Here is a 16,727-nt window from a genome sequence, read left to right on the forward strand (position 1 = left end):
TTTAATACAGGCATTTTTTTGTTATACACCTTTTTTTAAAATACTCATATTTTATATAAATTTTTTAGAGATAATTTTTTAATAAGCAATTTACTTGTATATTATTTAATTTGATAAATAATAAGCTTATTTTTTTATTCAAACTACCTACTGTATATTTTCAAAACTTAAGCTAATTTCACTAATAAATAAAATTAAAAAGCTGTAATTTAGCAATCCATTATGATATTAGTTACAGGAGGTACGGGCTTAGTAGGAAGCTATCTTTTATTAAAGTTAGCCGAAAAAGGTAACCAAGTTAAAGCTTTATATAGATCGGAAGATTCTAAACAAGAAGTTTTCAACTTGTTTAAATTATACGAACCGGAAAGATTTAACAAATTATATGATTCTTTACAATGGATTAAAGGGGATATTCTTGATATTATTTCCCTGGAAGAAGCTTTTATAGATGTAACAAAAGTATATCATGTTGCCGGAAAGGTTAGTTTTGATGAAAAAGATAAAAAAGAATTACGCAAGATAAATATTGAAGGAACTCAAAATATGGTTAATTTATCTATTAATCATAAAATAGATAAATTTTGTTATATAAGTTCAATCGCCACCTTAGACTCCAACTTTGAAGATTCTTCAATTAATGAAAATGCTGAGTGGAATTTTAAATTCAATCATTCTTCCTATGCTTGCTCAAAATACGGAGCTGAAATGGAAGTGTGGAGAGGTTCTCAAGAAGGATTAAATGTGTTAGTTGTATATCCGGGTATCGTATTAGGTTCCGGAAATTGGAAACGAGGCAATGGATTACTCTATGATCAGGCATATGCAAATCGAGCCTTTTATACTTCGGGGATCACCGGATGTATTGATGCTTCGGATGTCGCCGATATTTGTATACGACTTATGGATGATCCTTCAATAAGTAATGAAAAATTTATTTTAACTGCAGACAACATATCGTATAAAAACCTCATGTGCCTGTTAAGAAAAGAATTGAACAGGAAACCTCCTATTAAAATATCTAATTCATTGTTAAAAAGGTTATCCGTATTGTCTCGATTTTTACCCGGTAAGAAAACTATAAGTAAGCCTGTTTACTTAGCATTGACTTCTCAAAACACCTATTCCAACGACAAGATAAAAAAATTTTTGTCGTATGCATTCATACCTATTCAAGATTCATTAAAATTTCACGCTAAAAATTATCTACAATATAAAAAATTAAATAATGACTGAGGAAAATTTTATTCCATCTGAAACGTATAAAAATATAGAAAATGGAGAAGTGAACGCTAAATGCAGTTCAAACATAGCATTAGTTAAATATTGGGGTAAATATGATTTACAATTACCTGCTAATCCATCCATAAGTTACACACTTACCGAAAGTTTTACGGAAACTTCAATCCAATTTCAAAAATCCGATACCTTTTCGGTAAAAGTATATCTTGAAGACCAAATTCAAGAAAATTTCGCAGCTAAAATTCATACCTATTTTTTATCTATAAAAAAGTATTTACCATTTATTGACCAATACTCATATTCTATACATACAAAAAACTCTTTTCCTCACAGTAGTGGAATTGCTTCATCTGCATCCGGATTTGGTGCTTTGGCCTTATGCCTTATGAATATGAGCGAATTATTGGGAGAGAAAAATTCCGAACAATTTAGGTTAAGAAAAGCTTCTTTTTTGGCTAGATTAGGTTCAGGAAGTGCATGCAGATCAATTTACAAGGGATTGGCTATATGGGGTAAAAGCTCAAATATACCTTCCACTTCCGATTTATATGCTATTCCTTTTCCCTATGAAATAGCTCCTATATTTAAAGAAATTCAAGATACCATTTTATTGGTCCATGAAGGATCTAAACAAGTGAGCAGCTCCGTTGGTCATAATTTAATGAAAGGACATCCCTATGCATCCACACGTTTCCAAGAAGCAAATAAAAATTTATCTGAAGTTTGCGATTTGATTCAATCCGGAGATTGGGAACAATTTGGTAAAATAGTTGAACATGAAGCATTGACACTTCATGCCATGATGATGACTTCTACCCCGCCCTATATTTTGATTAAGCCTAACACTTTGGCGATCATTGATAAAATTTGGAAATTCAGACACGATTCTAACGCTCAATTATATTTTACTTTGGATGCCGGAGCTAATATACATTTGCTTTATCCTGAAAGAGAAAAAGGTCTGATTACCAGTTTTATAAAAAATGATCTTATTAAATATACTGAAAATGGAAATTTAATATTAGATAGGGTTTTATTTTAAACATAAGGTATAAAAAAACAATTTAATTCTTAACAAAAAAATGTAAAGTCTTCTTTGTTAGAACGAAAAAAAGAGGGAATTTGCTTGTTTATATCAAACAAAATATTACCTTTGTTAAATTAAGATAAATAACCTTATTAAAATTAAATCATCATGAACAAATCAGAATTAATTGATGCAATTGCAGCTGATGCTGATATTACTAAAGCAGCAGCAAAAAAAGCTTTAGATTCATTTTTGAATAATGTAACCAAAGCATTAAAAAAAGGAGACAAAGTTACTCTTGTAGGTTTTGGAACTTTTTCTGTTTCTAAAAGAAGTGCAAGAGAAGGAATTAATCCTCAGACAAAAGCTAAAATTAAAATTCCTGCTAAGAAAGTTGCTAAATTTAAAGCAGGTGCAGAATTATCCTCTGCAGTTAACTAGATAAACTAAATTAATTAAGTTTAAAAAAATTAAAGGCTGTTATTATAACAGCCTTTTTATTTATTTTGTAATGGATTTAATATGTATTTAAAATACTACTTTCTAAACTTCGTCATCTTCATTAAAATTTCTCAGAGCTTTAACTTCATTTCTGTTACGTATAGATGATAAAATATTCCTACCTCTAGAAATGACCATAGGAACAACATAAGAAGAAGCCAACATGATCAATTTCCCTGATAAAGATTTCTTATTTACAAACCTTGAAATTACTTTTTCCGTTCCGAAACCTATTCCAAAATTAATTAGCATCTTTAAGAGATTTGAATTAGAAGCAAAGTTTAATGCTTTGTTTCCTACATTATCATTAACTAAACCTAAGGTTTCAGGTAAATGACTTAAGGAGAGTTTATTCTCCATATCAGAAATCTCATCCTTTAATACACGTTTACGTAATAAAAAATCTTCGTACGTATATCTTCCGTTAGTTTTTGTCATTAAGTTCATTTTCTTTTACATTTAAATGTAATTCAATAATTTTCCTCTCAATAAATTTTTTGATTTTCGAATAATTGGAAAGAAGAATCATAAAAATGATGAGATAGATACAAGAAATAATTAAAATGCCTAATCCCATATTATTAAAATGAGTTCCAAGCATTACTCCCAAAGCAATACTGGCTAAAAATAAGAACATCATTCCTAAGCTGAAAACAATAATGATGAAAATTACTATGCTCAACAAACCGGAAATAGTCTCAGTCAATTCCAATTTAAGAAGTTCGATTCTATTATTGATATATTTTTTTACAAAACCTAACATAAGTTATTAAAATATAGTGATAAAATTAAAAAAGAGTCATTAAAACAGACTCTTTTAAATTTTCAGTAATTATTTTTTGGTCAACTCATCGTATTCCTCCGCGAGATGATCAATTGTCTCATCTTTTTTTCTGTTAAACTCTTTTTTGTACTTATCATATCCCTCCTTCAATTCATCTTTATATTTATGATAAGAATCCTTAAGACTTTCCCCTAAATCTTCTGCTTTTCTTTTTATTTTTTTACGGGTGTTTTTACCTTTATCAGGAGCAATTAACACACCGGCAAGAAATCCGGCAACAGCTCCTAATACCATACCGGTTAAAACATTTTGAGCATTTTTATTTCCCATACTAATTACTATTAAATATTATTATAATGTTATTTTTAGAATTTTCGCACTTTACTTAAGACAAGAAAAAACAACTAAGATTATCAATTATTTAGCTAAACATTTAAATAAATTTACTATTTATACAATATGCTTAAACTATAATAATTAAAAATTTAAAACTTATTTTTAATTTTGTTGCCTTAAACAAATTTACTCAATAAATTTGTAATTTCCAAAACAACATAAAAAATTATGCCAAAGTTCTCTTCACGAGGTTTAAATATGCCTGAGTCTCCTATTAGGAAACTAGCTCCTTATGCAGTTAAAGCAAAGGAAAAAGGGTTACATGTATACCATTTGAATATCGGACAGCCGGATATCAAATCCCCGCAAACTTCCATTGATGTTTTAAAAAATATTGATATTGATATTTATGCGTATACTCCTTCTGAAGGAAAATTTGATTATAGAGAAACACTAAAAGATTATTATCACTCGTTAGGATTCAATGACTTAACCAGAGACAATTTTATTATTACCAACGGGGGGTCTGAAGCTCTTTCATTTTCTTTAAGTTGCTTATGCGATCATGGAGATGAAATTATCGTTCCTGAGCCGTTTTATGCAAATTATTATAGTTTTGCAGAATCTATTGGAGTTACTATAGTTCCCATTGTTTCAACTATTGACAACGGATTTTCATTACCCGATATTGAAAAATTCGAAGAAGTAATTACACCCAAAACCCGTGCAATTCTCATTACCAATCCAAGTAATCCCACCGGTTACCTTTATTCAAGAGAGGAATTGCAAAAATTGGCAGATATAGCAATTAAACACGATATATTTCTTATATCCGATGAGGTATACAGAGAATATGTTTACGATGGTTTACCGTTCCATTCTGTATTAGATTTTCCTGAACTTAAAGACAATGTGATAGTTGTAGATTCCGAATCCAAACGTTACAGCCTTTGTGGAATCCGTTGCGGTTTTTTAGTTACCAGAAATACAAAATTTTTGGAAATAGCTTTAAAATTCGCCCAAGCTCGTTTGAGCCCTTCTTTAATTGGACAGATTATTGCCAATGCCGCACATAAACAACCTCTTTCGTACATTGAAAACGTAAGAAAAGAATATTCGGAAAGACGGGACTTATTGGTAAAATTACTTAATGAAATCCCGGGGGTAATTTGTCCCAATCCCAAAGGATCTTTTTATTGCACTGTAGAATTGCCGGTTGATAATGCTGAGGATTTTTGTTTATGGATGTTAAAAGACTTTGAATATGAAAACGGTACGGTTATGCTTACCCCTGCACAAGGTTTTTACTCCAACCATGAACATGGCAAAAAACAGGTTAGACTTGCTTATGTAATCAATAAAGATGACATTGCCCAATCCATAAAAATTATCAAAAAAGGTTTAGAAAAATATAATTCACTTCAATGATAGTTCAGGAGAATAAGGATATAAAAAAATTTACGACTTTTCAAGTACCTGCGCTTTGTAATTTTTTTACGGAAATATCTACACTCGAAGAGCTCAACGAGGCTTTAAATTTTTCTGAGAATCAAAATTTACCTGTATTATTTATAGGAGGAGGAAGCAATATTTTATTTACAAGAGCTTTTAACGGTTTAGTTATAAAAGTTAATTTAAAGGGAATTCAAGAAAGGCCGGGTAACGATGAGAATTATGTATTCGTATCTGCTATGGCCGGAGAAAACTGGGATTCTTTTGTGAGCTATTGTGTAGCTAAAAATTACGGAGGATTGGAAAATTTATCTTTTATTCCCGGAAATGTTGGAACCTCTCCTATACAGAATATCGGAGCATATGGAGTTGAAATGAAAGATTCTTTTTATCAACTGAAAGCTCTTAATCTTAAATCCCGTGAAATAGAGATTTTTTCTTCTGAAGATTGTAAATTCGGATATAGAGAATCTTTTTTTAAGAATGAAGGAAAAAATAAATATGCCATTATTGAAGTTACTTTTCGATTAACCACTAAAAAACATAAACTTAAACTCTCATATGGAGATATAAAAGAAGAACTTATAAAAAATAATATTTCTGAACCCTCTTTGCTGGACGTAAGAAATCAAATTATAGCTACCCGTAAACGTAAACTTCCTGATCCCGCACTTTTGGGAAATGCAGGAAGCTTTTTTAAAAATCCGATTATAACGATCGATCAATTAACTAAAATTCAAGAAAATTACCCGAATATACCTTTTTATACCATTTCCGATACTTGGGTTAAGATTCCTGCTGCTTGGTTAATTGAAAAAGCCGGTTGGAAAGGCCAAAAAATCGGAAACGTGGGTGTACACGAAAAACAACCGTTGGTGTTAGTTAATCTGCATAATGCCGACGGAGAAGAAATTTTATCACTATCAAACTCTATAATTGAAGATGTTAATAAAATTTTTAACATTCAATTAGAACGAGAAGTAAATATCATCTTATAAATTTATATTTTTGCTTCCTTATTAAAATATGAAGATATTCCTTTATCCCTTTGCCGGTCTGTATTGGCTGGTTACTTATATTAGAAATAAATTTTTTGATTGGGGACTTTTACATTCAAAAAGTTATAAAAAACCGATTATTACGGTAGGAAATTTAAGCGTTGGAGGAACGGGTAAATCACCTTTCGTTATATATTTAATCGGATTGTTGAAAGATACTCATCTTATAGGCGTTTTGAGCCGCGGCTATGGCAGGAAATCCAAAGGTTTCCACTTTGCAAATTATACCACCAGTTATGAAGATATTGGTGATGAACCCATGCAATTTTTTTTACGTTTTAAAAACAAAATAATTGTAGGAGTAGACGAAAAAAGAGCCCATGGAATCGACAATCTTATCAAGGATTTTAATCCTGATCTTTTTATTTTAGATGATGCTTTTCAACATCGGTATGTAAAGGCGGGATTGAATATTCTTTTAACAGATTACAGTCATCCCTATTATGACGATCATATTTTACCTGTTGGACGTTTACGTGAAGGCAGATACGGTGCTAGAAGGGCACAAATAGTTGTTGTTACCAAATGTCCCGAAAATTTAGATGATGAAAATAAAAAGACCATTGAAAGAAAATTAAAATTACAACCGTATCAATCATTGTTTTTTTCAACTATCATATATGAAAAACAGGTAATCTCTTCTACTTTAACTTTACCTATTGATGATCTGCTTTCTTATCAGATCCTATTAGTAACTGGAATAGCTAAATATCAGGATATATTGGAATTTGCGGAAAGTAAATTTTCATCGGTTACTCATTTACAATTTAAAGATCATCATAATTTTTCGGAAGCGGATATTGTGGAAATTGAAAAAGCTTATCAAAAATTAGATGGTAAAGCAGTCATTTTAACTACTGAAAAAGACTTTATGCGGTTAAAACATTTTCAACAACTGCAAGATATTCTTTTTTATCTTCCTATTAATATTAAATTAGACAGACCGGAAGAGTTTAAAAAATTACTAACGAAATTCGCAGGATAATGAGAGGTACTCATCTTTGAAATAGATATTTATCTATATTTGAATGGTTTTCCTTATCTTTATCACAAAATTTTAACATTAAATTACCTTTACATGAATAAAAAGATATTATTTTGGGTTTTTCTTATTACGGGAATAATATGGATTTTAGGGGCAAGTTATTGGTATATATGGATTGAAAATCTGGATTTAAGCAAATTAAATTTAAGCAATAATGACCCGAATACCAAGGCTTTTTTTAAAGCTGTTTCTGTGGTATTCGTACCTTTATTGATCACAGCTTTTCTTTTTTATTTTATAGGTTTATTGTTTGGTAAAAAAGAGGAAAAATATTTTACGGATATTGAAAAAGAAAATGAGCAATTAAAAAACGAAATTGCCACGCATATTGATAAAATTGAAACCATGAAGGTTTTATATACCGGTGGAAAAATCAGAAGAAGCCCCATAGAGAAGCTTGAAAACACCTCTACCCTCTCTGCTTCTGAAAACGGTATTGTTGATGAAGAAAATAAAGAAAATACGCCCATTAAAAAAGATGATTTAAAAATTATTGAAGGTATTGGTGAACGTATTGAATTCTTTTTAAATGAAAGCGGCATTTATACTTGGGAACAACTTTCTCAACAATCTGTAGATTCATTAAAAAATATTCTTGAGCTTTATGAAGGTGCTTCTTATCGTATACACAATCCAAGTCATTGGCCGCAACTGGCTGAACTGGCTGCAACAGATCGATGGGATGAGTTTGAGGCTTTGCAAAAGTCCTTGTAGAACAAATTCTGTTTCTTTTTTTTATTTATAAAATATAAAATCGAGAAATTTTAAAATTATATTCTTATTTGATTTATTGACATTTTGATTTTAATTGCAAAGTCTTAAAAATTAAATGCCTCCATCGTTCATTATTGGTAAATACCTAAACGTAATTATAAATCAATCAATAATTTCTACTAAATCTTTTTTAAATAAGTTATGTAACGTTTTCAACTCTTATGTGTATAAAGGGTTGATAGAGTTACTTATAACTCAGCTATTTTTGATGCGGACTATCTTTTTTATCAAGATAAATTCTATTTTAATTGTAAAAAATTCACTTTTTACCTGAAAATTTTTAAATAAAACTTGCATTGTAACAAATTTGTTGTATATTTGCACTCACAAACATCGCGGGATGGAGCAGTAGGTAGCTCGTCGGGCTCATAACCCGAAGGCCACAGGTTCGAGTCCTGTTCCCGCTACCAAGTTTAAAAGAGAATCAAGAATATTGATTCTCTTTTTTTTATTTAGTTAATTATTAGCAAATTCAATTAAAAAAAAATTATACTTTATTAGTTTTAAAATCATTTATCAATAAAAACTAAAAAATTATTATTTATAAATAGCTTTATTGTCCTAAAAAAATCTTAAAAAATCAATACTATATTTATTAATTTGATTCATTAGATCACAATGCTCATTTTAAAAAAAAGTATATAATTGCAAAATATAGCTTAAATTTATCAATATTATTATTGATTAGTTAATATATCCCACAAATAGATTAATATTGTTTATTTTTTATTTTTACTAGGAGGTATTGGTGGGGGATTTTTATAACGAGGCATTGAATTATTATTAGGTTGTTTTCTGTTTTCGTCTTTAGATAAATCTGTTCGTGCTGATCTACTTTTTTTTGCCATAATAATTAATTGTTAATGAAAGTTTGATTAAAATATGAATCAGAATTTTCTTTTGCTTTATCGATTATTTTTTTTGGTTTATTTTTTAAAACATTATTTATAATAGGATTAATAACTAACTCAGTACGTTTTATTTTATAAAATTTATCTGTAGCTTCTTGTTCATTTATAATATTGTTTTCTAAATTATACCATAATTTTTCTAATTTATTATAATAATCCTCATAAAATTCATGAATTTTATCCATATTGATTATTTCCTTTTCAGTAGGTATAAAATGAGGTTTTATTAACTTTAACAATGAAACTAACGAAATAATAATACAAGAAATAAAAGGCATATAATCCCAAAATTTCCACCCCATCACTCCTGCTGATGAAAAAATTAAAGTAAAGATATTGAAAAACTTGATCTTATTGTTTTGATATTCAATATATAAACATATAAATTCTATATTGTGTTTAGATTGTGTCAATTCAGACCATATTCTATTACGCATAAATTGAAAATTATAAATTTAGTAATGAGGCTATTTTCTTTAATAGCCTCATTAATTATCATCTTAATTTTCTTGAATATTTGAATTTAACATTTCTATTAATAAAACTGTTTAATCCTTCACCATTAATAGCTAATTGTTTCATCTGTTCCACATTTTCAATGCCTGTAACTTGATAATTATATTCATAAACAGCTAAATTTGAAAAATGTACAATAATAAAATTATCACCTATTTCATAGGCTCTAACTCCTGAATTACCATTTCTGTTAATATAATACGCCATATTATTTAAGTTTTTTAAGTTGTAGTTAAAAATCTAATTAATAGAGTATTGGCTACTATTATTCACCAATACTTTTTTTTATTAGTTACGCTTTGCGAACTAATATCCAATTTGCTGAATGTCCTCTACCTTTACTACAAGGTGGAAAAGTTTCACCCTTTGAAAGTGGAATTGTATTATCCGGATGCTCAGAACATTTATATACTCCACTTTCTGGACATTTTTGACCTGTTTTATACATAATCAAAAATTTACATTAAACAATATGGAAAGACTTTAAAATAACTTAAATATTAAAATATTTATTAACTTTGTGTTGTACTTTAAACAAGATGTTAATAACATCTTAACAATTTAAGAGCCTTGTAGTCCTTTCCTGTGACTACTTGGCTTTTATTTTTTCTTTTTAATAATTCTTTTCTTTAATTTATAAATAATTAATTCTTCATGATCCATTTTATATATATCAAATATATACGTTTTTGAATCGTCTGTATAATCAATCTTCAAATCTGATAAAAAGTTTTTAGCTTTTATGTAATAATATTCACCCGCTTTACTTATACTAAATGAAAACTCATCTGATTCTTTATTTAATACCATGTATATATTTTCATCGTTTTCTATACCTTCATTAAACGCAAATTTACAATACCTATATTCATCCACATTCATTAATTCAATTGCTGATTTTGAAAAACCTAATTTACCAGATTTATGAACTGTTAATTTAGTTGACCCCTCCCCTTCTCTTGGTATAATAAAATTCAAGTCTAACATTATGTAATTATTTTTAACAAATATAATTATTTTTGAATTTATTTTATATAGTTTTTTATAAAAATTTGCTTAAAAATATTTAATTAAGAATAAGATACAATATGTTCTCATATATTTATTATTATTACTCTTAATAATTTATTTGTTTGTTAATTTGTTTGTTGTAATTAAATTTCTGATTAACAACTTTTATTATTTCCTTGTAATTAAATAATAATATGATTTTACTTGCTTTAAATCATCTAAGATCACATTCTACTTGAAACTAAATTTATTACTCTATTTTTTATGTATAATAAATTTAAAGAATAGCTTTATATTTTCATATTTAATCAATTCTAACGAGTTAATAAAATATAAAATAATAACTGAAAGTTTAATTTATTTTAATTTGTATAATTATGAATAAAAAACTTATGAATTATGTAAAATATACGGATAGAACGGATATTTATATTGAAGAAAATATAAATATCATTCTTATTCAGGAAAAATGGGATTATAAATGGTTAACGGCGGTTACCCCATTGAAGTATAATGAAAAAAAGAAATTCTCAACCATTTTAATGCAGTAAACCTCTAAAAATTAGTTTTAATCCATAGAATTACAAACTATTTACTCAATAATCTCTCAATCAACTCATTTTTTTCTTGAATCATGCGTTCATAGAGCTCTTGTTTTTCTTTATAAAGATCTTCTTTTTCGGTATAAAGTTCTACGATTTTATCAATCGGATTAAAATTGATAGTAAAACCTATAGAAGTATCATGAGTATTGAAAGTATTTGCAATAAAATTCAAAGCGCCTTCATCATTGAAATTTTCAATCGCCTCTACGGGAATTTTAAGAATTTGAGCGATTTTTTCAAGAGTTTCTTTTTCAATTTCTTCTTTGGCTTCCAATTTAGATACTCCTGCTTGTGTTATATGTAATTAAACGGCTAAAGCATCTTGTTTAACGCCTAACATTTCGCGCAATCTCTTTATATTTCTTCCGTGATGTACTTTTTTAGAGCTAATATCAGCATTCATGGTTTATTTCGTTTTATCTGTTTACAAAAATATAAAATTATACGAATTAAATAAGATATTCTTCGCTGGTTGTGCGAATTAACTTTTTATAATTATTTATCTTATCTAGGTGTCGTTACTTTGCTTGTATAAATATAATTAAAATATGAAACACAAGCCTTATAAACACATACAAGATTTGATTGATGATTTAAAGAAAGATCACGCTAAGCACAGTGAATATGCAGGTATCGGAAGTTATAAACATTTAGGGTTTACTATTCTTTCAATGCTAAATAGTTGTCAAACGCATTTGTTTTCTTTGGAAAATCAAGGTTCAAAGGAAGAAGAAGAAATACGGATTGATATTTATAACCTTTTGGAATTAATAAAAAAACTTCTTCCACATCTCGAATTTGAATTTTTAGATAAGGTATTAGTCGAAGACTAACGAAATTGGAATACGAAATTATACTTTAAAAATATCTTGGATTAGTTGTTGCACCCTTTGGGTTGAATAATAATACAAAAACATTTTATAATTAAGCAAATCCATGACCTCAACTTTCCAAATATATTTATTGTACGATTGAATTCTAATCTCCATTGAAGCATCTACAAACAAACCCAAAACGGCATTTTCAATCGAGTTTATTTTAGAAAAAATTTCGAGTACTTGCGATTTTAATGCAGGTAAAGCCTCTTCCCTTTTAATAGAAAGTAATTTAGAACTATTTTCTAAATAAAGTAAAATCAATGGTTAAATTTCTTTTTATCTTTCGTAAGAATATGAAAACGCCATAACAACATAACGGCAGCAAATCCTAGTCCGATACACAAACCGATCCAGGTTCCCACAGCTCCCAATTTTTGTTGGATGCATAAATAGTATCCTATGGGAATAGCTAAGATAATATATGCTATAAAACAAATAAGGGTCGGAATTTTCACATCTCTCATGGCTCGTAAACAGCCTAAGCTCACCACTTGTATTCCGTCAAAAATTTGGAATAAGGCCGTTAAAATCACCAATCGTGAAGCAATAGCAATAACTTCGGTTTTACTTTTATCAAAAAATATTAACGGAAGTTGATCTTTAAAAATGATAAAAAGTATACCGCATATCGTCATAAAACCGACAACCAAATATATATTTGCCATCCCTGCTTTTTTTAGATCCGCCATATTCTTAACACCATAATATCCTGCTACTCTAACGGTTGCTGCCACACCGAAACCGGTACATACTTGAAAGGTTATAGAGGCCAAATTGGATGTTACCGAATGAGCAGAAGTATCTAAATAACTGTGCATTCCTGCAATAAATGCAGCAAGGGCAAACGAACTTATTTCAAATAAAGACTGTAATGAAGAAGGCAACCCTATGGAAATAAGCTTACGAAAATAGGCCGCTTGAAAATTTTTCCATTTTACCCCTTTTAAATAAAATAATGATTTTTTGTTAGAATATAAAACCACTATAATAATACACATCATTAAAATACGCGCTATTAAAGTTGCCGTTGCAGAACCTTGCAATCCCATTTCCGGCAATCCCCAATATCCGTAAATCAATCCGAAATTCAAAATTACATTTACAATATTTGATATAATGGTTGCGATGGTAACTAAAATAGTCATGGAAATACCTTCAGAAAATTGTCTGTAAGATTGAAAAATCATTAAAGGCAATAAACTCCATGCGCTTATATTAAGGAAAGTAATTGCGTCAGGAATTACGGATACATCTTGTCCGGCTTTGTACATCAAAGGAGAGCACAACTCTAGTAAAAGAATGACCCCTAAGGCCAAAGATACATTCAAAACCATTCCGTGAGTAAATATTTTTTTCACTCGGTCAGTGTTTCCATTGGCTACGGAAGAAGATATAAGAGGCGACATGGAATAGGAAAACCCTAACAAAAAAACCAAGAAAATGAAAAACAAACTGGTTGCCAATGAAGATGAGGCCACGGCTCTTTCTCCTAAGTTTGCTATAATAATAATATCAATAAAATTCACGGAAACTTGTCCCAATTGAGTAATTACAACAGGTAATGCTAATTTAATATTTGCTTTAAAATGTCCTTTTAAATCCATTTGATTTTATTAGAGCCTGCAAAGATAGTGAATTAACAGAAATTCAATTGCTAAGCTTTCTGAATCTTTATACTAAAAATCCAAAATAATTTAATTTTATAGAATAAAATCTATTGTATCAATGGCATTTTGTATTATATAGAAGCCAACTTTTAAAATTTCAAGAATAATATCAGTATTAATGAAACAAAAGATGTACCTTTGCACTGCCAGGCATTCGCCATTATAAATGTAATACACTAATACATGAATACCCCTGCAAAAGAAAATTATTTTTTTCAGAAAATTGTGGTTATTGTCGGAACAGCTTTATTTATTATTAAAGTTATTGCCTGGCAGCTTACCCATTCCATAGCGATTTTAACCGATACGTTGGAAAGTATTATTAATGTTGCTGCCGGATTATTTTCTTTATACAGCCTTTACCTATCTTCCAAACCCAAAGACAGAGACCATCCTTACGGACATGGCAAAATTGAATTTATTTCGGCCGGGATTGAAGGAAGTCTTATTACCGTAGCCGGTGTGCTGATTATTTATGAATCGGTACTTAATATTTTCAACGTTCATGAAATACGCAAGCTGGACTTTGGAATTCTTTTAATTGCCGTGACCGGACTGGTGAACTATATTATGGGAGTTGCCGCCATTAAAAAAGGTAAGAAAAATAAATCTTTGGCTTTAATTTCGGGAGGAGAGCATTTAAAATCAGATACGTATTCCACCTTAGGACTTGTACTGGGTCTTTTTGTCATGTATTTTTTTAAAATATATTGGATGGATAGCGTGATAGCCCTGATTTTTGCTTTGATTATTATTTTTACCGGGGTTAAAATTATTCGTAAATCCTATGCGGGAATTATGGATGAAGCCGATGAAGAATTGATCGTTCAATTAGTTGAAACTTTAAATAAGAACAGAAATCCAAATTGGATTGATATTCATAATGTACGGTTTATAAAATACGGAAGCAGCTTACATCTGGACTGTCATTTAACCTTGCCATGGTATTTTAATGTGAGGGAAGCTCATAAAGAATTAGATGCGCTTAAAAAGATAATTATTGATAACTTTGGCAACAGTTTTGAAATGTTTGTTCACGTTGATGATTGCTGTGAATCTATTTCCTGCAAAATTTGTACAAAAACCAATTGCCAGTATCGTAAATATCTTTTTGATAAAGAAGTTTTGTGGACAAAAGAAATTATTGAGATTGACAAACGCCATAAATTAGATAAATAAAATATGAGTAAGAAAAAAAATTATTTACGTATTGAAGAAACTATTTTTAAGTCTTTAGGAAAAATTGGATATATCATTATCTTTACTTTAGTATTTTCTCTCGTAATGGTGTTAGTAGATTTTATACTTCATTGTTTTGTAGATAATCATTATACTTCTAAATTCTTATTCTCAGGGGAAATACCTTTTTCAAATTGGATCAACTTAATGTGGAAAAATTATTCTTTCTCCTTATTTAAAATAGTTTTCTTTGGCGTTATATTTATTATTTTGGGCTTTTATAGAAGCAAAGCTTTAACGAATGAATTTTCTAAATAGATCTAACAATTAAAATTACACTATAATAAAAAGCTGCTTCCTGATTAGAAAGCAGCTTTTCTATTTATAAAAATATATTCTAATTTTATTTTTTAGTTAAAATGCTTGAAACGGCAGATTTTATAATTTCTGCTTTTTTAGCTAATTCTTCATCATTCCACAATAAGGAAATAGGAATGGTTACCGTTTTGCTGATAATATCATCTGATTGTGAATAATCTGCATTCGCATAATTTGGTAACAATTCTTTGTGCTCTTTATAAAGAGGGGCTAACGATTTCAGTAATTTCAAATGATCCCATTTTCTGATATAATGCCAATTGTTATCATACCAATAAGCATTACCAATACCTTTGCTGCTTAATTCAAGCGATACTTTTTTTGCTAATTCTTGGCTAGGTAAAAATATACTTAAAAAAGAAGCATTATCTCCCGCTTCATCCGGTACTCGTCTGAAATTAACACCCTCAACTTCCTTCAATGCATCTTTTAATACTTTTTTATTTTTACGTTGTATGGAAAGTATTTGATCTAATTTTTCAAATTGAGCAAGACCTACAGCGGCGTGTAACTCAGAAATTCTGTAATTTAATCCTAAATACGGATGATTTTCGGCGCCTCTATTATTTCCGATATGATCATGTCCGTGATCCGTATATTGATCGGCATGTACATAGTACTCATCCTTATTGGTTACTACGGCTCCTCCTTCTCCACAAGTTACGGTTTTAACAAAGTCAAATGAAAAGCATCCTAAATCTCCTATAGTTCCCAAATATTTACCTCTATAAGTACCTCCAAATGCTTGACATGCATCTTCAATTAATAATAATTTATATTTTTTTGCCAATTCTTTCAATGCGGAAATATCTGCCATAGCTCCACACATGTGTACGGGCATAATCACTTTGGTTCGGGAAGATATGGCTTTTTCTACAGCTTTGGGATCTAAGGTTAACGTGTCGTCAATGTCAACCAAAACAGGAATTGCTCCCACGCTTAATACCGCCTCGAAACTGGCCACAAAGGTAAAGGTAGGTAGTATCACTTCATCTCCTGCTCCAACTCCTGCAGCATTCAAAGCCGTTAATAAAGCACTTGTACCACTACTGGTAAGTTGTGCATGACTTACATGCATTCTTTTTTGAATGGCCTGTTCAAACTCTTTTGCCTTCCAATGATTATTCCTTGCGGATTCAAAGTTATAACGCATAAGAATACCACTTTCAATAACATCATTCAGGTGTTTTTTTTCTTCTTCACCCCAAAGCTCATATCCTGGCATAATAAAACTATTTTTATATTATTTTTTTTGTTAAAAATGTTAAACAAAGGTAACAAATTGACTGAAAAGAATCTTTATAAAAACAAATAAAAAAAAGTTAATACCTGAACTATTTCACTATAGATTATTTACAAATTT

The 16,727-nt window shown here is 29.4% G+C and carries 23 protein-coding genes and 1 tRNA gene; 12 read left to right on the forward strand and 12 right to left on the reverse strand.

From position 1 onward, the window contains the following. Positions 1–222: 222 nt before the first annotated feature. The 3 genes from G8C43_RS02665 to G8C43_RS02675 all read left to right on the forward strand — a co-directional run bounded on the left by G8C43_RS02665 (position 223) and on the right by G8C43_RS02675 (position 2,710). A complete protein-coding gene (locus G8C43_RS02665; RefSeq protein ID WP_166003965.1) occupies positions 223–1,236 on the forward strand; it encodes an SDR family oxidoreductase in 1,014 nt (337 codons plus the stop codon). After that, positions 1,229–2,284, forward strand: coding sequence for a diphosphomevalonate/mevalonate 3,5-bisphosphate decarboxylase family protein (locus G8C43_RS02670; RefSeq protein ID WP_166003967.1), 1,056 nt, complete (start codon positions 1,229–1,231; stop codon positions 2,282–2,284). The genes G8C43_RS02665 and G8C43_RS02670 overlap by 8 nt, the downstream gene beginning before the upstream one ends. Before the next feature lie 153 nt (positions 2,285–2,437). Continuing rightward, positions 2,438–2,710 carry an HU family DNA-binding protein gene (locus G8C43_RS02675; protein WP_160543131.1) on the forward strand — a complete coding sequence of 91 codons (273 nt, stop codon included), beginning with the start codon at positions 2,438–2,440 and terminating at the stop codon, positions 2,708–2,710. 102 nt (positions 2,711–2,812) lie between these two features. On the opposite strand, the gene G8C43_RS02680 is transcribed toward G8C43_RS02675, so the two are convergent. From G8C43_RS02680 to G8C43_RS02690, 3 genes are all read right to left on the reverse strand, one after another. Next, a complete protein-coding gene (locus G8C43_RS02680) occupies positions 2,813–3,208 on the reverse strand; it encodes a hypothetical protein (protein WP_166003969.1) in 396 nt (131 codons plus the stop codon). After that, positions 3,195–3,533: a phage holin family protein gene (locus G8C43_RS02685; protein WP_160543133.1), complete on the reverse strand. Its 339-nt coding sequence runs from the start codon at positions 3,531–3,533 to the stop codon at positions 3,195–3,197. Before G8C43_RS02685 ends, G8C43_RS02680 begins: the two co-directional genes overlap by 14 nt. Positions 3,534–3,602: 69 nt before the next feature. Continuing rightward, complete coding sequence (locus G8C43_RS02690) at positions 3,603–3,884, reverse strand: YtxH domain-containing protein (RefSeq protein WP_160543134.1); 282 nt, start codon at positions 3,882–3,884, stop codon at positions 3,603–3,605. 234 nt (positions 3,885–4,118) lie between these two features. Between G8C43_RS02690 and G8C43_RS02695 the strand changes: the two genes are divergently transcribed. The 5 genes from G8C43_RS02695 to G8C43_RS02715 all read left to right on the forward strand — a co-directional run bounded on the left by G8C43_RS02695 (position 4,119) and on the right by G8C43_RS02715 (position 8,629). Continuing rightward, positions 4,119–5,318, forward strand: a complete 1,200-nt coding sequence (locus tag G8C43_RS02695) for a pyridoxal phosphate-dependent aminotransferase (RefSeq protein WP_160556762.1) — start codon at positions 4,119–4,121, stop codon at positions 5,316–5,318. After that, positions 5,315–6,340: a UDP-N-acetylmuramate dehydrogenase gene (murB, locus tag G8C43_RS02700; protein WP_166003970.1), complete on the forward strand. Its 1,026-nt coding sequence runs from the start codon at positions 5,315–5,317 to the stop codon at positions 6,338–6,340. The genes G8C43_RS02695 and murB overlap by 4 nt, the downstream gene beginning before the upstream one ends. 28 nt (positions 6,341–6,368) lie before the next feature. Next, entirely contained in the window at positions 6,369–7,385 is a 1,017-nt protein-coding gene (gene lpxK, locus G8C43_RS02705; protein WP_166003972.1) for a tetraacyldisaccharide 4'-kinase, read from the forward strand. A gap of 93 nt (positions 7,386–7,478) precedes the next feature. Then, positions 7,479–8,159, forward strand: a complete 681-nt coding sequence (locus G8C43_RS02710; RefSeq protein ID WP_166003974.1) for a hypothetical protein — start codon at positions 7,479–7,481, stop codon at positions 8,157–8,159. Between the two features lie 394 nt (positions 8,160–8,553). Further along, positions 8,554–8,629, forward strand: a tRNA-Met gene (locus tag G8C43_RS02715). 309 nt (positions 8,630–8,938) lie between these two features. Here G8C43_RS02715 and G8C43_RS09965 read toward each other — a convergent pair. From G8C43_RS09965 to G8C43_RS02735, 5 genes are all read right to left on the reverse strand, one after another. After that, on the reverse strand, positions 8,939–9,067 hold the full coding sequence (locus G8C43_RS09965) for a hypothetical protein (RefSeq protein WP_255490400.1): 129 nt from the start codon (positions 9,065–9,067) through the stop codon (positions 8,939–8,941). A 5-nt stretch (positions 9,068–9,072) separates the two neighbouring features. Then, positions 9,073–9,567, reverse strand: coding sequence for a hypothetical protein (locus G8C43_RS02720; RefSeq protein ID WP_166003976.1), 495 nt, complete (start codon positions 9,565–9,567; stop codon positions 9,073–9,075). Positions 9,568–9,625: 58 nt separating this feature from the next. Then, the gene (locus G8C43_RS02725; protein WP_166003978.1) at positions 9,626–9,853 is read right to left on the reverse strand and encodes a hypothetical protein; all 228 of its coding nucleotides are present in this window, start codon (positions 9,851–9,853) and stop codon (positions 9,626–9,628) included. An 85-nt stretch (positions 9,854–9,938) separates the two neighbouring features. Further along, positions 9,939–10,094, reverse strand: a complete 156-nt coding sequence (locus tag G8C43_RS02730; RefSeq protein WP_166003980.1) for a YjzC family protein — start codon at positions 10,092–10,094, stop codon at positions 9,939–9,941. Between the two features lie 152 nt (positions 10,095–10,246). Beyond that, complete coding sequence (locus G8C43_RS02735) at positions 10,247–10,633, reverse strand: hypothetical protein (protein ID WP_166003981.1); 387 nt, start codon at positions 10,631–10,633, stop codon at positions 10,247–10,249. A gap of 401 nt (positions 10,634–11,034) precedes the next feature. Between G8C43_RS02735 and G8C43_RS02740 the strand changes: the two genes are divergently transcribed. Beyond that, positions 11,035–11,208, forward strand: a complete 174-nt coding sequence (locus G8C43_RS02740; RefSeq protein WP_166003983.1) for a hypothetical protein — start codon at positions 11,035–11,037, stop codon at positions 11,206–11,208. A 37-nt stretch (positions 11,209–11,245) separates the two neighbouring features. Here G8C43_RS02740 and G8C43_RS02745 read toward each other — a convergent pair whose 3' ends face one another. Further along, positions 11,246–11,536, reverse strand: coding sequence for a hypothetical protein (locus G8C43_RS02745; RefSeq protein ID WP_317164169.1), 291 nt, complete (start codon positions 11,534–11,536; stop codon positions 11,246–11,248). A 274-nt stretch (positions 11,537–11,810) separates the two neighbouring features. On the opposite strand from G8C43_RS02745, the gene G8C43_RS02750 reads away from it, so the two are divergent. Continuing rightward, a complete protein-coding gene (locus G8C43_RS02750) occupies positions 11,811–12,095 on the forward strand; it encodes a hypothetical protein (protein ID WP_166003985.1) in 285 nt (94 codons plus the stop codon). An 18-nt stretch (positions 12,096–12,113) separates the two neighbouring features. On the opposite strand, the gene G8C43_RS02755 is transcribed toward G8C43_RS02750, so the two are convergent. Both G8C43_RS02755 and G8C43_RS02760 read right to left on the reverse strand, forming a co-directional pair. Beyond that, positions 12,114–12,401 (reverse strand): hypothetical protein, encoded by a 288-nt coding sequence (locus G8C43_RS02755; RefSeq protein WP_160543145.1) that lies wholly within the window; start codon positions 12,399–12,401, stop codon positions 12,114–12,116. Then, a complete protein-coding gene (locus tag G8C43_RS02760; RefSeq protein ID WP_166003987.1) occupies positions 12,398–13,744 on the reverse strand; it encodes an MATE family efflux transporter in 1,347 nt (448 codons plus the stop codon). The genes G8C43_RS02755 and G8C43_RS02760 overlap by 4 nt, the downstream gene beginning before the upstream one ends. A 246-nt stretch (positions 13,745–13,990) precedes the next feature. On the opposite strand from G8C43_RS02760, the gene G8C43_RS02765 reads away from it, so the two are divergent. Both G8C43_RS02765 and G8C43_RS02770 read left to right on the forward strand, forming a co-directional pair. Then, the gene (locus G8C43_RS02765) at positions 13,991–14,986 is read left to right on the forward strand and encodes a cation diffusion facilitator family transporter (RefSeq protein ID WP_166003989.1); all 996 of its coding nucleotides are present in this window, start codon (positions 13,991–13,993) and stop codon (positions 14,984–14,986) included. Between the two features lie 3 nt (positions 14,987–14,989). Further along, a complete protein-coding gene (locus G8C43_RS02770) occupies positions 14,990–15,304 on the forward strand; it encodes a hypothetical protein (RefSeq protein ID WP_160543148.1) in 315 nt (104 codons plus the stop codon). An 85-nt stretch (positions 15,305–15,389) separates the two neighbouring features. On the opposite strand, the gene G8C43_RS02775 is transcribed toward G8C43_RS02770, so the two are convergent. Continuing rightward, positions 15,390–16,589: a DegT/DnrJ/EryC1/StrS family aminotransferase gene (locus G8C43_RS02775; protein WP_166003991.1), complete on the reverse strand. Its 1,200-nt coding sequence runs from the start codon at positions 16,587–16,589 to the stop codon at positions 15,390–15,392. Between the last annotated feature and the right edge of the window lie 138 nt (positions 16,590–16,727).

Origin of the sequence: Apibacter sp. B2966 (assembly GCF_011082485.1) — a bacterium.
In the GTDB taxonomy this organism is placed as follows: Bacteria; Bacteroidota; Bacteroidia; order Flavobacteriales; family Weeksellaceae; genus Apibacter.

What these genes read in the sequence shown, in the direction of transcription:
- G8C43_RS02770 (WP_160543148.1), top strand. Translation starts at nt 14,990, where the DNA reads ATGAGTAAGAAAAAAAATTATTTACGTATTGAAGAAACTATTTTTAAG.
- G8C43_RS02710 (WP_166003974.1), top strand. Translation starts at nt 7,479, where the DNA reads ATGAATAAAAAGATATTATTTTGGGTTTTTCTTATTACGGGAATAATA.
- G8C43_RS02695 (WP_160556762.1), top strand. Translation starts at nt 4,119, where the DNA reads ATGCCAAAGTTCTCTTCACGAGGTTTAAATATGCCTGAGTCTCCTATT.
- G8C43_RS09965 (WP_255490400.1), bottom strand. Translation starts at nt 9,067, where the DNA reads ATGGCAAAAAAAAGTAGATCAGCACGAACAGATTTATCTAAAGACGAA.
- G8C43_RS02760 (WP_166003987.1), bottom strand. Translation starts at nt 13,744, where the DNA reads ATGGATTTAAAAGGACATTTTAAAGCAAATATTAAATTAGCATTACCT.
- G8C43_RS02670 (WP_166003967.1), top strand. Translation starts at nt 1,229, where the DNA reads ATGACTGAGGAAAATTTTATTCCATCTGAAACGTATAAAAATATAGAA.
- G8C43_RS02775 (WP_166003991.1), bottom strand. Translation starts at nt 16,589, where the DNA reads ATGCCAGGATATGAGCTTTGGGGTGAAGAAGAAAAAAAACACCTGAAT.
- G8C43_RS02680 (WP_166003969.1), bottom strand. Translation starts at nt 3,208, where the DNA reads ATGACAAAAACTAACGGAAGATATACGTACGAAGATTTTTTATTACGT.
- G8C43_RS02740 (WP_166003983.1), top strand. Translation starts at nt 11,035, where the DNA reads ATGAATAAAAAACTTATGAATTATGTAAAATATACGGATAGAACGGAT.
- G8C43_RS02765 (WP_166003989.1), top strand. Translation starts at nt 13,991, where the DNA reads ATGAATACCCCTGCAAAAGAAAATTATTTTTTTCAGAAAATTGTGGTT.
- G8C43_RS02665 (WP_166003965.1), top strand. Translation starts at nt 223, where the DNA reads ATGATATTAGTTACAGGAGGTACGGGCTTAGTAGGAAGCTATCTTTTA.
- G8C43_RS02675 (WP_160543131.1), top strand. Translation starts at nt 2,438, where the DNA reads ATGAACAAATCAGAATTAATTGATGCAATTGCAGCTGATGCTGATATT.
- lpxK (WP_166003972.1), top strand. Translation starts at nt 6,369, where the DNA reads ATGAAGATATTCCTTTATCCCTTTGCCGGTCTGTATTGGCTGGTTACT.
- G8C43_RS02730 (WP_166003980.1), bottom strand. Translation starts at nt 10,094, where the DNA reads ATGTATAAAACAGGTCAAAAATGTCCAGAAAGTGGAGTATATAAATGT.
- murB (WP_166003970.1), top strand. Translation starts at nt 5,315, where the DNA reads ATGATAGTTCAGGAGAATAAGGATATAAAAAAATTTACGACTTTTCAA.
- G8C43_RS02690 (WP_160543134.1), bottom strand. Translation starts at nt 3,884, where the DNA reads ATGGGAAATAAAAATGCTCAAAATGTTTTAACCGGTATGGTATTAGGA.
- G8C43_RS02750 (WP_166003985.1), top strand. Translation starts at nt 11,811, where the DNA reads ATGAAACACAAGCCTTATAAACACATACAAGATTTGATTGATGATTTA.
- G8C43_RS02720 (WP_166003976.1), bottom strand. Translation starts at nt 9,567, where the DNA reads ATGCGTAATAGAATATGGTCTGAATTGACACAATCTAAACACAATATA.
- G8C43_RS02725 (WP_166003978.1), bottom strand. Translation starts at nt 9,853, where the DNA reads ATGGCGTATTATATTAACAGAAATGGTAATTCAGGAGTTAGAGCCTAT.
- G8C43_RS02685 (WP_160543133.1), bottom strand. Translation starts at nt 3,533, where the DNA reads ATGTTAGGTTTTGTAAAAAAATATATCAATAATAGAATCGAACTTCTT.
- G8C43_RS02735 (WP_166003981.1), bottom strand. Translation starts at nt 10,633, where the DNA reads ATGTTAGACTTGAATTTTATTATACCAAGAGAAGGGGAGGGGTCAACT.